The following is a 13,474-nucleotide window of genomic DNA, read 5'->3' as shown; positions in this document are numbered from 1 at the left end:
CCGCCCGGCGCCCCGCGCGGCCCGGCTCCGCTCAGGATGACAAAGACGAGACGACGGTGACCGGTACATGTACCACGGTAATTCGTCAAACTCCATAAGCCCCGGGCTGACAAGGAAAAGCCGGCTGAAGCCGGCTGGGGAACGCTGGGCGTAGCCGGAAGCTGTATTGGATACGCCTGCATGTCGTCATCACAGCCCCTTCAGTGGGCTTACCCCTATTCAGCCCGGCGGCTTTAGCCCCGGGCACGCGCCAGGGCGTGGGACCCTCGCGACACCCATTCAGCGTCCCGACGGCGGTACGAATCCAACCCCGCGCGGCTGCGGCCACGCGATACCACAGCGGCGGCTCAGGCCGCCGCACTCCATGTAGCCGGCTTCCGCCGGCTTTCGTTGTGAGCCCGGGGCTTGAGCCCGGGCACGCGCCACGCACCGAGACCCTCACACCTCCCGCCCGGGGAACGCGCCGACCCGCGGACACCCACCTAATCCGTCAAACTCCATCAGTCGGCTTCGCCTTGTCATAACGAGGAGTAACCCAGGTACGTGCCGCCGTGAACCCGATGCATGGGCCAGGCGCCATGGTTGAGGAGGGCGGAGGCAGCGTCCACGCCTGGCGGCGGTGCGTGCCTAGCGCCCTACCATGTCCTTGATGGTCACGAAGCGATAGCCGTCGGCGCGGAGGCGGGCGATGATATCGGGCAGCGCGGCGGCGTCCTGGGATTGCGAGCCGACGTGCATCAGGATGATCCCGCCCGGCTCGGTCATCGAGACGCAGCGATCCGCGATCTCCTGCGCCGTCAGTCCTTTCCAGCCCAGACTGTCGACGCTCCAGAGGACGTTGACCGTGTAGCCTGCCTCGGCGATGTCGACCATGACCGAGTCGTCGTAGTCCCCGTACGGTGGGCGGAAGTAGGGCCGCATATCGTAGTCGACGATCTGGCGGATCACGTCTTCGGTGTGCTGAAGGGTGGCGATTCGCTCCTCGCGGCTCAGCGGCGGCTGGTTCGTCGAGAAGCCGGTGAACGAGGGGTGATCGTAGGTGTGATTGATCATCTGATGGCCCTCGGCCACGATGCGGCGGACCGCGTCGGGGTATTGCTCGGCCCAGACGCCGGTCATGCCGAAGGTCGCGTGGATCCCCTCGTGGGCGAGCGTGTCGAGGATCTGGTCGACGTACCCGGCATCAGCCCCGGCGTCGAAGGTGAGTGCGACGATCTTCTCGGACGTATCCGCACGGGTGATGGTCACCGGCTCGGCTGCTTGTGGCGGTGTCGGTGTCGGGGATGGGCTCGGCGGCGGCGTTGGGGTGGGTTCAGGCGTCGCGGTGGGCGACGGCGTCGGCTCGGGCGCGGCGGTGGGCTGCGCCGTGCTGGTCGGCTCGACGGTCGCCGTCGCGGCAGGGGTCGCGGTGGGCGTGGGTTCAGCCCCACCCGGACCGCTGCAGGCGGCGAGGGCGATGCCGAGGAGGGCAAGGAACAGGATGAGAGCGGTGGCGCGCAGGCGTCGTGACATTGCGGTCCCTTCCCATGGGCGGCGACGCGGTCGGGCCAGGTGGATTCCACCGGCCGCTACGACTTCGACGCATGGGCTAGCAAGATCGTTGCGCGGGCGCCGTATCAAGGTGCGCGGGCATCGTTACTGACTCCAGCGCCTGCTCTTGTCATCCGAAACCGGTATGATGCCGTCGCCCATTTGCGGAATGGGGTCGGCGGTGTGCATGGAAACGCCCGGCCACGCGGCCGGGCGGTGTGGTGTGCCGGCGAATGCGTCGGATCACCAGATGCCGAGCTCGTCCTTGGCTTCCTCGGACATCATGTCCGGGGTCCAGGGCGGGCTCCAGACGAGGTTGACGTTGACCTCGCCCAGGTTCGGCAGCCCGTCGAGCGCGCGGCTGAGTTCCTGCATGATGATTGGGCCGAGCGGGCAGCCCATCGACGTGAGGGTCATGGTTACCAGCACGTCGGTCTTGTCGTCGCGCTCGGTGAGGTCGATGTCGTAGATCAGGCCGAGATCGACGATGTTGATGCCGATCTCGGGGTCGTACACGGTCTTCAGGTGCTCGCGTACGTCGTCGGCGGTGAAGTGTGGCATGAACTGCTCCTCTGTTCCTCAGGGCGCCCGGTGGCCGCCCGTGGGTGACCTGTGGCTCAGTGCTCCGGCCAGTCGGTGATCCCGTAGGCGGCGGACTTGAGCACCTTGAGGCCCAGCAGCGCGCACTTGACGCGGGCCGGGCTGATCGGCACCCCGAGCTCGTCCAGGATGTCTTGGGCGCTGAGTTCGCGGATCTCGTCGAGGTCCGCGCCCTCCACCATCTCCGTCAACATCGACGCGGATGCCTGGCTGATGGCGCACCCGCGCCCGGTGAACTTGATCTCAGCGATCTTGCCGTCTTCGATGCGCATGTCGATGCGCACGCGGTCGCCGCAGAGAGGGTTGCTGTCCTCGTACGAGATGTCGGCGTTCTCGATGGTGCCGTAGTTCCGCGGGTTGCGGTAGTGGTCGAGAATGTTCTCGCGGTAGAGATCTGCCACGGCTCACGCTCCTGGACCAAAGATGCGCCGTACGGTCTGCAGCGCGTCGGCCAGGCGGTCGACGTCTTCCTCACTATTGTAAACGTAGAAGCTGGCGCGCGCGGTGGCGACCACCCCGAGCCGGTCCATGAGCGGTTGGGCGCAGTGGTGCCCGGCGCGGATGGCGACCCCTTCGCTGTCGAGGATGCTGGCAATGTCGTGGGGGTGGATGTCGTCCAGGGTGAAGCTGACCACCCCGGCGCGATCCTCGCCGGTGGGGCCGTAGAGGGTGACGCCCGGCACCTGCGCCAGTCGCTCCAGGGCGTAGGCGACGATCTCCCGCTCGTGGGCGCGGACCGCGTCCATGCCGAGCGCGGTCAGGTAGTCGATGGCGGCGCCCAGTCCCACCGCGTCGCCGACGCTGGGCGTGCCCGCTTCGAACTTGGCGGGCAGGTCGGCCCAGGTGGAGCCGCAGGTGGTGACCTCGCGGATCATGTCGCCGCCGCCGAGGAAGGGCGGCATGGCCTCCAGGATCTCCCGGCGGCCCCAGAGGACGCCGATGCCCATCGGGCCGAGCATCTTGTGGCCGGAGAAGGCCAGGAAGTCGACGTCCAGTGCCTGGACATCGACCGGCATGTGCGGCACGCTCTGCGCGCCGTCCACCAGCACCAGCGCCCCGGCGGCGTGCGCCCGGGCGGCGATCTCCGCGACCGGGTTGATTGTCCCCAATGCGTTCGCCACGTGGGTCACGCCCACGAGCTTGACCCGCTCGGTGCGCAGGTAGTGGTCGAGCTGGTCGAGGCGCAGCCGGCCGTCGTGATCGATGTCGACGTAACGGATCGTCGCGCCGCGCTCGGCGGTGACGATCTGCCAGGGGACGATGTTGCTGTGGTGTTCCAGGAGCGTCAGGACCACCGTGTCGCCCGGCTCAAGGTTCGCGCGGCCCCAGGAGTAGGCGACCAGGTTGAGCGCCTCGGTGGCGTTGCGGACGAAGACGCAACTCCGCGGGTCGGGGGCGTTGATGAAGCGGGCGACCTTCTCGCGGGCCTCGTCGTAGAGGGCGGTGGCGTGCTCGCTGAGCCAGTAGACGCCGCGGTGGATGTTGGCGTTGGACGCGCGGTAGTACGCGTCCAACGCCTCGATGACGACCAGAGGCTTCTGCGAGCTCGCCGCGCTGTCGAGGTAGGTCAGCGGCTTCCCGTGGACGGTCTGCTGCAGGATCGGGAAGTCCTGCTTGACCTGCCGAGCATCGAAGGTGCCTGGCGGGGTCGTCGTGTGAGTGCTCATAGCCCGATCTTCCGGGCGATTGCCGCCCGAACGGTCTCCTGGACCTCAGGTACCGGCACCCGCTCGATCACCTCGTCGAAGAAGCCGTCCACGATGAGCTTGACCGCCTCGGTGCGCCCGATGCCGCGGCTCATGAGGTAGAAGATGTACTCCTCCTCGACCTGCCCGACGGTCGCGCCGTGCGTGCAGCGCACGTCATTGGCGCCGATCTCCAGGTTGGGGATCGTGTCGGCTCGCGCGGTGCGGCTCAGGATGAGGTTCCGGTTGGCCTGGTACGCGTCGGTACGCTGTGCTCCCTCGAAGACCTTGATGATACCCGAGTACACGGTGCGCGCCCGGTCCTTGATGGCGCCCTTGAAGAGCAGGTCGCTCGTGGCGTAGGGCGAGATGTGCCACTGGCGCGTCTGGAAGTCGAGGTGCTGCGTCTCGTCGGCGAAGTAGAGACCCAGCATCTCGGCCAGCGCACCGGCGCCGACCAGATGCCCGGCGATGAACGACTTGCTCAGCTTGGAGCCGAGGCCGACGTTGAGGCTGTTCACCACCGCGTCCTGGGCGATCAGCGAGCGCTGGGTGACGAAGCTCCAGACGTTGCGACCCCAGTCCTGCAACTGGATGTAGCGGACCTGCGCCTCCTCGCGGGCGATGATCTCCACCACGCCGGCGGCGATGGTCGGCTCGTCGCTCGTCTCGGAGTTCCAGGCGTCGATCACCACGACGCTGGAACCCGGCTCGGCCACGACCAGGGTGTGGGGGAAGACGCCCACACCGGCATGCGCGTAGACCTGGGCCCAGAGCGGCACCTCGACCTGGACGCCGGCCGGGACGTAGACGAACGTGCCGCCGCTCCAGAAGGCGCCGTGCAGCGCGGCGAACTTGTTGTCGTTGACCGGCACGGCCTCGGTCATGAAGTACTGCTTAACCAGGTCCGGGTGCTTCTCGATCGCGGTTGCCAGGTCGCAGAAGATGACGCCCTGCTCCGCCAGGTCGGCGCTGAGCTCGCTGAAGACGCTGCTGGAGTCGACCTGGACCGTCAGCCCGGCCCGCCGCTCCTCGTCGCCGAGGACGGCCGCGACCTCCGGCTGCAACGCCGCCACCGAGTCGACCCGCCCGTTGGGGGTCGCGTAGGGGGCGACGTCGCCGATCGGCAGGCGGCGGATGTCGGTCCGCCGCCACTCCTCGTCGGTGCGGGTGGGCATCGGGATGGCCTCGTAGGCCTCCCAGGCGGCCAGGCGCTTCTCGCGCACCCAGTCCGGCTCACCACGCAGCGAGGAGAGCTCCTCGACCGCGCGGCGCGTGAATCCTCTCGTTGCGTCCTTGACTGCTGCTTCCATGCTCTCCCTCACGTCCGGAGGCAGGCCGCGGCGCCCGCCCCCGGGCCAGAATGCCGCGTCGTCGATCTCGAGCGGCGCCGCCTACCCGACGGAGCCCTCCATCTCGAGCTGGATCAGCCGGTTCAGCTCGACCGCGTACTCCAGCGGGAGTTCCTTAGCGATCGGCTCGATGAACCCGCTGACGATCATGCTCATGGCATCGGCCTCGCTTAAGCCGCGGCTCTGGAGGTAGAAGAGCTGCTCCTCGGCAACCTTGCTCACGGTGGCCTCATGGCCGATCGAGACGCGCTCCTCCTCGATCTCCATGTAGGGGTAGGTGTCGGTCCGGCTGGTCTCATCGAGCAGCAAGGCGTCGCAGACCACGTTGGACTTGACGTCGTGCGCGCCCTTGTGGACCTTGACCAGGCCCCGGTAGGAGGCCCGCCCGCTCTCCTTCGAGATCGACTTGGAGATGATCTGCGAGGAGGTGTACGGCGCGACGTGCACCATCTTGGCGCCGGTGTCCTGGTGCTGGCCGTCGGCCGCGAAGGCGACCGAGAGGACCTCACCGCGGGCGCCCGGCTCCATCAGCCACACGGCCGGGTACTTCATGGTGACCTTCGAGCCGAGGTTGCCGTCGACCCACTCCATGGTCGCGTTCTTGTAGGCCGCGGCGCGCTTGGTCACCAGGTTGTAGACGTTCTTCGACCAGTTCTGGATGGTCGTGTAGCGGCAGCGACCGCCTTCCTTGACGATGATCTCGACGACGGCGCTGTGCAGCGAGGCGGTGCTGTAGGTCGGCGCGGTGCAGCCCTCCACGTAGTGGACGTAGGCGCCCTCGTCGACGATGATCAGCGTCCGCTCGAACTGGCCCATGTTCTCCGAGTTGATGCGGAAGTAGGCCTGGAGCGGCACCTCGACCTTGACGCCCTTCGGCACGTAGACGAAGGAGCCGCCCGACCAAACCGCGGAGTTGAGCGCGGCGAACTTGTTGTCGTTCGGCGGGATGATCGTGCCGAAGTACTGCCTGACCAGGTCCGGGTGCTCACGCACCGCCGAGTCCATATCGAGGAAGATGACGCCCATCTTCTCGAGGTCCTCGCGCAGCGAGTGGTAGACGACCTCGGACTCGTACTGCGCGCCGACGCCAGCGAGGAACTTCCGCTCGGCCTCGGGGATGCCCAGGCGGTCGAAGGTCTGCTTGATGTACTCGGGAACCTCGTCCCAGCTCCGGCCCTGGCGCTCGCTGGCGCGGACGTAGTAGTAGATGTCGTCGAAGTCGAGGCCGCTCAGGTCAGCGCCCCACGTGGGTACCGGGCGCTTCTCGAAGTACTCCAGCGCCTTGAGCCGGAAGTCCCGCATCCACTCCGGCTCGCCCTTCATCTCCGAGATCTGGATCACGACCTCGCGGTCCAGACCCTTGCGGGAGCGGAAGACCGGCTCGGCATCGTCGCGGAACCCGTACTTGTACTCGAATTCGAGCTCTGGCTTGGCAACCATGAACGTCGTCCCTTCTGGTGGGTCGAGCGACGGCTAGCTGCCGACCGCCCCGGACTCCTCCTTGAGCCAGTCGTATCCGCGCTGCTCGAGCTCCTCCGCCAGCTCCGGCCCGCCGGACTCGACGATGCGGCCGTCGAGCATGACGTGGACGAAGTGCGGCTTGATGTAGTTGAGGAGCCGCTGGTAGTGCGTGATCAGCAGCATCGCCATGTTCGGGGTAAAGATCGAGTTCACGCCCTCCGACACCGTGCGCAGGGCGTCGATGTCGAGGCCGGAGTCGGTCTCGTCCAGGATGGCGAACTCCGGCTCGAGCATCGCCATCTGGAGGATCTCAGCCCGCTTCTTCTCCCCGCCGGAGAAGCCCTCATTCAGGTAGCGGCTGGCGAAGGATTCGTCGATGCGCAGCAGCTCCATCTTCTCGCGGAGCAGGCGGCGGAACTCACGCGGCGTGAGCGGCTTGCCCTCGCCGTTGCCCCGTGCCTGGCGCACGGAGTTCACGGCCAGGCGGAGGAAGTTGGCCATCGTCACACCGGGGATCGCGGTCGGGTACTGGAAGGCGAGGAACATGCCGAGCTGGGCGCGCTCGTCCGGACCCATCTCCAGGACGTTTTCGCCCTTGAACAGGACGCGGCCCTCGTACACCTCGTAGTTGGGGTGCCCGGCGACCGCATAGGCCAGGGTGCTCTTCCCCGATCCGTTCGGACCCATGAGGGCGTGGATCTCGCCCCGGTTGATCGTCAGGTTGACGCCACGCAGGATCTCCTGCCCTTCGATCCCGGCGTGGAGATTCTCAATTACGAACAGCGGGCTTGCGTCGCTCATTGGCTCGCCTCATACCTCCTACTGTCTCGCCCCGGCCCGTGCCGGATGCTCCCCCATTATTCTACCAATTGGTTTCGAAACGCGATACCATCGGCGCACACAGAACCGGCGGCAGGCGGTGCGGGCGTTAGTCGCCGTCCCGACCGTCTTTGCCGTTCTGGCGCGCACGTTGGCAATCGGGACAAATTCCGGTGAAGACGGTTTGGTGGCCGTGGATTTCGTAGCCGGTTTGGTCCGCCGCCACCTGGCGCGCGAGGATAGCGCTCGGGACGTCGACATCCACCAGCGCCCCACAGGAGGTGCAGTGGACGTGATCGTGGCGGTCGGTGCGGCGGTCGAAGCGGCTGGCCTGGTCGCCGAAGGGGAACTCCTGGATCAGGCCACGCTCGGCCAGCAGGTGCAGCGTCCGGTACACCGTCCCGTACGCGATGGTCGGGTATTTGCGGCGTACACGCTCGAAGATCTCGCCTGCCGTGAGGTGCTCGTCGGCAGCCTGCACCTCGGCCAAGATCGCTGCCCGCTGGGTTGTCATCCGGATTCCCGGGTCGCCCCGCACCTGAGACTGACTCCTAGCTAGGAATGATTCCTACTACCACCGTGGTATACCTTACTCTGGTAGTCGGGATTCGTCAACACTCTTGGTGCGGCGGTTGCGGCGACAGTCCCGGTGGGAATAGGACCGGGGGCCGACGTGGTTGTCGGAGTCAAGAACCGGCGCTCCCGGGCCGAGGTAACGTGCGCGCCGGCCGTGCCGCGTGTTAGCGTAAGGAGGCCAAGATGTCTCAATCGTCGGTGCCCCCCGCCGTCTCGGAGGAGATCGCAGCGCGGGGCTATGCCAATCCCGACGTGCTGGTGACGACCGAATGGGTCGCGCAGCACCTCAACGACCCGTCGATCCGGATCGTCGAGTCGGACGAGGACGTCTTGCTCTACGACATCGGGCACATCCCAGGGGCGGTGAAGATCGACTGGCATCAGGACCTGCAGGATCCGGTGGTGCGCGATTTCATCGGCCCCGAGGCGTTTGCCGCGCTGATGTCGCGGTTGGGGATCGGCGACGACACGACCGTGGTCTTTTACGGCGACAAGAACAACTGGTGGGCCGCCTACGCCTACTGGTTCTTCAAGTACATGGGACACGATCACCTGAAGATCATGGACGGTGGCCGCAAGAAGTGGGAGGCCGAGGGGCGCCCGCTCACCCGTGAGGTGCCGAGCTACCCGCCCGCGAAGTGGACGACGCGGTCGATCCGAGAAGAACTGCGCGCCTTCCGCGACGACGTGCTGAAGCACATCGGCTACGAGGGCCGCCGGAAGGTCGGGCAGAGCCTGCCGCTGGTCGACGTCCGCTCCCCGGCGGAGTACAGCGGCGAGTTGCTCCACATGGCGGATTACCCGCAGGAGGGGGCGCAGCGCGGCGGGCACATCCCCGGGGCGAAGAACATCCCCTGGGCCCGCGCGGTGAACGAGGACGGCACGTTCAAGACTGGGGACGAGCTGCGCGAGCTGTACGGCAACGAGGGGATCACGCCCGACAAGGACATCGTGGTCTACTGCCGGATCGGCGAGCGCTCGGCGCATAGCTGGTTCGTCCTCCACGAGCTGCTGGGTTACCCGAAGGTGCGCAACTACGACGGCTCCTGGACCGAGTGGGGCAACGTCGTGGGCGTGCCGATCGAGAAGTAGCGTCTGGCCTGATAGGATTAGAGGATCACGGCAGGGCGCCGACCGGCGCCCTGCCCACTGAGATCGAGAGCGACGAGCGGCCGGGCCGACAGAGAGGACACCGATGGACCGTCAGGAACAGATCGAGCTGCTGTTGGATCACTACGAGCACCCGCGGCACCGTCACGCCGACGAAGGGGCCGACGTCGTGATGCCGGGTGGTAACCCGGGCTGTGGCGACGTGATCACGGTCTACCTGACGGTGGATGAGGACGGCAAGTCGATCAAGGACGTGTCGTTCGTCGGCGAGGGCTGCACCATCAGCCAGGCGGCCGCCTCCATCCTGATGGAGATGATCCACGACGAGAAGTGGGATCTCGACACGATCGTCAACACGGACTACCACGCCATGATGGACATCCTGGGCGCGGAGGCGGTGCAGTCGCGGCCCAAGTGCGCCACGCTGGCCCTCGGGACGCTCAAGGCGGCGGTCCAGAAGTACCTGCGGGATCGGATGCTAGCCGATGCGCGGCTCGATGCCATCGAGGCCGAAAATGAGGAAATGGGCATCGTCACCGGCGAGGCGGCCCTGGAGCAGGCCGACGACCAGGCAGCCAGGTCACATTAGGAGCGCTCGATTCCGCGCCGAGTCTCGACGGACAAATCGGCCGTCACCTTCAGCCCCTCTCCCGATGTCGGGAGAGGGGTGCTTACGTTACGAGAGGGGGTCGGGACGCTCGTGGTCCTGATTACACGGTCCGATCGGACCGTACGCTCCCAAGTGCCGCATCGGGCTGTCGGCGGGCGATTGTCTGCGCTCTGCGTCTCGCTATAATCACTGCACTTGTCGCGCCGATGCATTGCGGCTACGGACGGGACCTTGTCGGCGGATCGCTTGAGGAGGGTCTTGCCCGCCCGCGTGCGCTGGGGAGGAATGCGTGAGAATGCGGTCCGACATCATCAAGCGAGGGTTCGAGCGAGCGCCGCACCGGAGCCTGCTGCGCGCCACCGGTGCGATCCGGTCCGAGGAGGACTTCGGTAAGCCGTTCATCGCCATCGTGAACTCCTACGTCGATATCGTCCCGGGCCACGTGCATCTCCAGCGCTTCGGGCAGGTGGTGAAGGAGGCGGTGCGCGAGGCGGGGGGCGTGCCGTTCGAGTTCAACACCATCGGCGTCGATGACGGCATCGCCATGGGCCACATCGGGATGAAGTTCTCGTTGCCGAGCCGGGAGATTATCGCCGACTCGGTGGAGGCGATGATCCGAGCCCATCAGTTCGACGCCATGATCTGCATCCCCAACTGCGACAAGATCGTGCCCGGGATGCTCATGGCCGCGATGCGACTCGATATCCCGACGGTGTTCATCAGCGGCGGGCCGATGGCCGCCGGGACGATGCCGGACGGGCGCAAGGTCGACCTGATCTCGGTTTTCGAAGGGGTCGGTGCCTATCAGGCGGGGAAGATTGACGACACGGAGCTGCGTCTGCTGGAGCAGTACGGGTGCCCGAGCTGCGGGTCGTGCTCCGGGATGTTTACCGCCAACTCGATGAACTGCCTCCTGGAGGCGTTGGGCCTGGCGCTGCCTGGCAATGGGACGATCCTGGCGAACACGCCGGAGCGTGACGAACTGGCGCGGGCAGCGGCGCGGCAGGTGATGGCGGTGCTGGAAGCGGACCTGACGCCGCGGAAGATCGTCACCCTGGAGGCGCTCGACAACGCCTTCGCGCTCGACATGGCGATGGGTGGCTCGACGAACACCGTCCTGCACGGGCTGGCGCTGGCGCACGAGGCGGGGCTCGACTACCCGCTGCAGCGAATCAATGAGGTCTCGGCGCGGGTGCCGCACATCTGCAAGGTCAGCCCCGCGTCGCACTGGCACATCGAGGATGTGCACCGGGCCGGCGGGATCAGCGCGATCCTGAAGGAGATCTCACGCAAGCCCGGCGTGCTCGATCTCGACCAGATGACGGTTACCCTGAAGACGCTGGGCGAGAACATCAAGGATGCTGAGATTCGGGACCCGGAGGTGATCCGGCCGCTGGAGAACGCATACAGCGAGCGCGGTGGCCTGTCGATCCTGTTTGGCAACCTCGCGCCGGACGGAGCCGTGGTGAAGACGGCCGGCGTCGATCCGGAGATGCTGACCCATCGTGGCCCGGCGCGCGTGTTCGAGTCGATGGAGGACGCCTGCAGCGCGATCCTTTCGGGCAAGATCGTCCCCGGTGACGTGGTGGTCATCCGCTACGAGGGGCCGAAGGGCGGGCCCGGCATGCAGGAGATGCTCGCGCCGACGGCCAACCTGATGGGGATGGGCCTGGGCAAGGACGTGGCGCTGATCACCGACGGGCGCTTCTCCGGCGGGACTCGGGGTGCCTGCATCGGGCATGTCTCACCCGAGGCGGCGGCCGGGGGGCCGATCGGCCTGCTGCGCGACGGCGACATCATCAGCATCGACATCCCGAACAATCGCCTGGACGTTGAGCTGGACGAGTTGGATCTTGCCGTGCGCCGGAAGGCCCACCGGCCGCTGCGCAAGCCGATCGACAGCCGCTTCCTGCGGCGATACGCGCACCTCGTCACCTCCGCCAACACCGGCGCGGTGCTCCGCGACCCCTACGCGGACGCGGAAGAGCCGGCACCGGTTGCCGCGCCGGCAGACTAGCTACTCGTCTATGGTGTCCGCGGTGGGGCGAACTTCGATCACCCACCGCGTGCAGGTAAACCCCGCGCCGGGAACAACCCCCGGCGCGGATTTCGCGTTATCAACGACCACCAACGCCTTGGGCGTGTCAGGCATGGAGCGTCAGGGGCAGCGCTCCGCCGCGAACGGACGTGAACCTACCGGTCAGGACAAATTGGGGGAATGATCGCGGGCGCTTGGATGTACACTTAGACCGGACAAGTGGCTTCGCTGCCACGCTGCGATCTCCGGACTAAGGACACTGAGGACCTTTACGCGATGCGACGCTTTCTGACGGTTCATGGTCATTTCTATCAGCCCCCGCGCGAAGATCCCGCGACCGGGCAGGTGCCGCGCGAGCCGGGTGCGGAGCCGTTCCACGATTTCAACGAGAAGATCCTGGCTGAGTGCTACCGGCCGAATGCAGAGCACGGCAACTTTGACCGGATGAGCTTCGATCTAGGGCCGACGCTCGGTCTCTGGATGGCCCGCCACCATCCGGCGGTGCTGGAGCGGATCGTCGAGGCCGACCGCAACGCGGTGCGGCGCACCGGCCACGGCAATGCGGTCATGCAGAGTTTCCACCACACGATCCTGCCGTTGGCGACGGAGCGCGACCGGCGCACTGAGATCGCCTGGGGCCTTCGCTGGTTCGAGCACACCTTCGGCCGACGGCCGAAGGGTATCTGGCTGCCCGAGACGGCGGTCGATCTGGCGACGCTGGAGGCGTGTGCCGACGCCGGGCTCGAGTTCACCATCCTGAGCCCGGAGCAGGCCGCGGGGCCGGTGGATACGCGCTTCGCCTACCGTGTGCCGCTGCCGAGCGGCCGCACCTTCACGGTGGTCTTCTACGAGGGGCCGCTGTCGGGCACCGTGTCGTTCGACCCGATCTCGACCGACTCGGCGCCGGCGTTCGTCGACCGCTTCGTCCTGCCGCGCTTCGTCGACGTGCCGGCTGGAAGCGGTGATCCTCTGGTGCTCATCGCCAGTGACGGCGAGGTCTACGGCCACCACCACCGGTTCAAGGACTTGTTCCTCCAGGACTTGCTCTTCCGGCGAGCTGGTGAGGCCGGGATCGAGCCGGTGTCGCTCGAGCACTACCTCGCGCTCAACCCGCCGCAGCGGGAGACCGGCATTCGGGAGCGAAGCTCCTGGGGCTGCCCACACGAGCTGCTGCGCTGGCGGGGCGACTGCGCCTGCACGCCGGGCGGTGGGCACTGGAAGGCCGGGCTGCGTGCGGCGTTCGACGCGCTGGCTGAGCGGATCGACGCGCTGACCGAGCAGCGGGCGGCCGGGGTCGTCGCGGACATCTGGGCGCTGCGCGACAGCTACGTCGATGTCGTCATCGGCGCGGTGGACCTTCCGGCGTGGCTGCGGTCGCATGGGGTGCCGGAGGCAGGGCCTGACGCCGAGGCGATCGCGACGCTGATGCGGGCGCAGCAGAGCCGCCTCGCCATGTACGCGAGTTGCGCCTTCTACTGGGAGGATCTCACCCGCCTCGAAGCGGCCTACGGCGTGCGCACGGCCCTTCACGCAGCGGGCCTTATCGACGCGCTCTGCGGCACCGACGTGAGGGGCGAGTTCACCCAGCGGCTGGCTGGGGTGGTCGGCTGGAAGACCGCCCGCTCCGCGGCCGAGCTGTACGCCGCGGCGGGGGATTAGGGGCAGGCGTCCCCCTCACCCCCTGACCCCCCTC

The 13,474-nt window shown here is 67.1% G+C and carries 12 protein-coding genes; 4 read left to right on the top strand and 8 right to left on the bottom strand.

Annotated elements, in window-relative coordinates:
• Nucleotides 1-627: 627 nt before the first annotated feature.
• The 8 genes from IRZ30_RS11025 to IRZ30_RS10990 form a co-directional block, all read right to left on the bottom strand.
• Entirely contained in the window at nucleotides 628-1,512 is an 885-nt protein-coding gene (locus tag IRZ30_RS11025; protein ID WP_294085142.1) for a polysaccharide deacetylase family protein, read from the bottom strand.
• A 261-nt stretch (nucleotides 1,513-1,773) separates the two neighbouring features.
• Complete coding sequence (locus tag IRZ30_RS11020; RefSeq protein ID WP_294085141.1) at nucleotides 1,774-2,091, bottom strand: metal-sulfur cluster assembly factor; 318 nt, start codon at nucleotides 2,089-2,091, stop codon at nucleotides 1,774-1,776.
• A gap of 56 nt (nucleotides 2,092-2,147) precedes the next feature.
• Nucleotides 2,148-2,531: a Fe-S cluster assembly sulfur transfer protein SufU gene (sufU, locus tag IRZ30_RS11015; RefSeq protein WP_294085140.1), complete on the bottom strand. Its 384-nt coding sequence runs from the start codon at nucleotides 2,529-2,531 to the stop codon at nucleotides 2,148-2,150.
• Nucleotides 2,532-2,534: 3 nt separating this feature from the next.
• Entirely contained in the window at nucleotides 2,535-3,797 is a 1,263-nt protein-coding gene (locus IRZ30_RS11010) for a cysteine desulfurase (protein WP_294085139.1), read from the bottom strand.
• Entirely contained in the window at nucleotides 3,794-5,128 is a 1,335-nt protein-coding gene (gene sufD, locus IRZ30_RS11005; protein ID WP_294085138.1) for a Fe-S cluster assembly protein SufD, read from the bottom strand. Before sufD ends, IRZ30_RS11010 begins: the two co-directional genes overlap by 4 nt.
• Before the next feature lie 81 nt (nucleotides 5,129-5,209).
• Entirely contained in the window at nucleotides 5,210-6,607 is a 1,398-nt protein-coding gene (sufB, locus tag IRZ30_RS11000; protein ID WP_294085137.1) for a Fe-S cluster assembly protein SufB, read from the bottom strand.
• A gap of 33 nt (nucleotides 6,608-6,640) precedes the next feature.
• The gene (gene sufC / locus IRZ30_RS10995; RefSeq protein WP_294085136.1) at nucleotides 6,641-7,429 is read right to left on the bottom strand and encodes a Fe-S cluster assembly ATPase SufC; all 789 of its coding nucleotides are present in this window, start codon (nucleotides 7,427-7,429) and stop codon (nucleotides 6,641-6,643) included.
• Nucleotides 7,430-7,556: 127 nt separating this feature from the next.
• Nucleotides 7,557-7,961 (bottom strand): Fur family transcriptional regulator, encoded by a 405-nt coding sequence (locus tag IRZ30_RS10990; RefSeq protein ID WP_294085135.1) that lies wholly within the window; start codon nucleotides 7,959-7,961, stop codon nucleotides 7,557-7,559.
• A gap of 245 nt (nucleotides 7,962-8,206) precedes the next feature.
• On the opposite strand from IRZ30_RS10990, the gene IRZ30_RS10985 reads away from it, so the two are divergent.
• From IRZ30_RS10985 to IRZ30_RS10970, 4 genes are all read left to right on the top strand, one after another.
• Nucleotides 8,207-9,115, top strand: a complete 909-nt coding sequence (locus IRZ30_RS10985; RefSeq protein WP_294085134.1) for a sulfurtransferase — start codon at nucleotides 8,207-8,209, stop codon at nucleotides 9,113-9,115.
• A gap of 103 nt (nucleotides 9,116-9,218) precedes the next feature.
• Nucleotides 9,219-9,722 carry an iron-sulfur cluster assembly scaffold protein gene (locus tag IRZ30_RS10980; RefSeq protein ID WP_294085133.1) on the top strand — a complete coding sequence of 168 codons (504 nt, stop codon included), beginning with the start codon at nucleotides 9,219-9,221 and terminating at the stop codon, nucleotides 9,720-9,722.
• Nucleotides 9,723-10,038: 316 nt separating this feature from the next.
• Nucleotides 10,039-11,760 (top strand): dihydroxy-acid dehydratase, encoded by a 1,722-nt coding sequence (gene ilvD, locus IRZ30_RS10975; protein WP_294085132.1) that lies wholly within the window; start codon nucleotides 10,039-10,041, stop codon nucleotides 11,758-11,760.
• A gap of 297 nt (nucleotides 11,761-12,057) precedes the next feature.
• Nucleotides 12,058-13,440 (top strand): DUF3536 domain-containing protein, encoded by a 1,383-nt coding sequence (locus IRZ30_RS10970; protein ID WP_294085131.1) that lies wholly within the window; start codon nucleotides 12,058-12,060, stop codon nucleotides 13,438-13,440.
• The last annotated feature ends 34 nt before the right edge of the window (nucleotides 13,441-13,474 follow it).

This window comes from Sphaerobacter sp. (assembly GCF_019683595.1).
GTDB lineage: Bacteria > Chloroflexota > Chloroflexia > Thermomicrobiales > Thermomicrobiaceae > Sphaerobacter.
This window is presented reverse-complemented; position numbering and strand designations above follow the sequence as displayed.

Excerpts from the sequence above, each read along its gene's own strand:
- IRZ30_RS11025 (WP_294085142.1), bottom strand. The coding sequence starts at position 1,512 with ATGTCACGACGCCTGCGCGCCACCGCTCTCATCCTGTTCCTTGCCCTC.
- IRZ30_RS11020 (WP_294085141.1), bottom strand. The coding sequence starts at position 2,091 with ATGCCACACTTCACCGCCGACGACGTACGCGAGCACCTGAAGACCGTG.
- IRZ30_RS11010 (WP_294085139.1), bottom strand. The coding sequence starts at position 3,797 with ATGAGCACTCACACGACGACCCCGCCAGGCACCTTCGATGCTCGGCAG.
- sufD (WP_294085138.1), bottom strand. The coding sequence starts at position 5,128 with ATGGAAGCAGCAGTCAAGGACGCAACGAGAGGATTCACGCGCCGCGCG.
- sufB (WP_294085137.1), bottom strand. The coding sequence starts at position 6,607 with ATGGTTGCCAAGCCAGAGCTCGAATTCGAGTACAAGTACGGGTTCCGC.
- sufC (WP_294085136.1), bottom strand. The coding sequence starts at position 7,429 with ATGAGCGACGCAAGCCCGCTGTTCGTAATTGAGAATCTCCACGCCGGG.
- IRZ30_RS10990 (WP_294085135.1), bottom strand. The coding sequence starts at position 7,961 with ATGACAACCCAGCGGGCAGCGATCTTGGCCGAGGTGCAGGCTGCCGAC.
- IRZ30_RS10985 (WP_294085134.1), top strand. The coding sequence starts at position 8,207 with ATGTCTCAATCGTCGGTGCCCCCCGCCGTCTCGGAGGAGATCGCAGCG.
- IRZ30_RS10980 (WP_294085133.1), top strand. The coding sequence starts at position 9,219 with ATGGACCGTCAGGAACAGATCGAGCTGCTGTTGGATCACTACGAGCAC.
- ilvD (WP_294085132.1), top strand. The coding sequence starts at position 10,039 with ATGCGGTCCGACATCATCAAGCGAGGGTTCGAGCGAGCGCCGCACCGG.
- IRZ30_RS10970 (WP_294085131.1), top strand. The coding sequence starts at position 12,058 with ATGCGACGCTTTCTGACGGTTCATGGTCATTTCTATCAGCCCCCGCGC.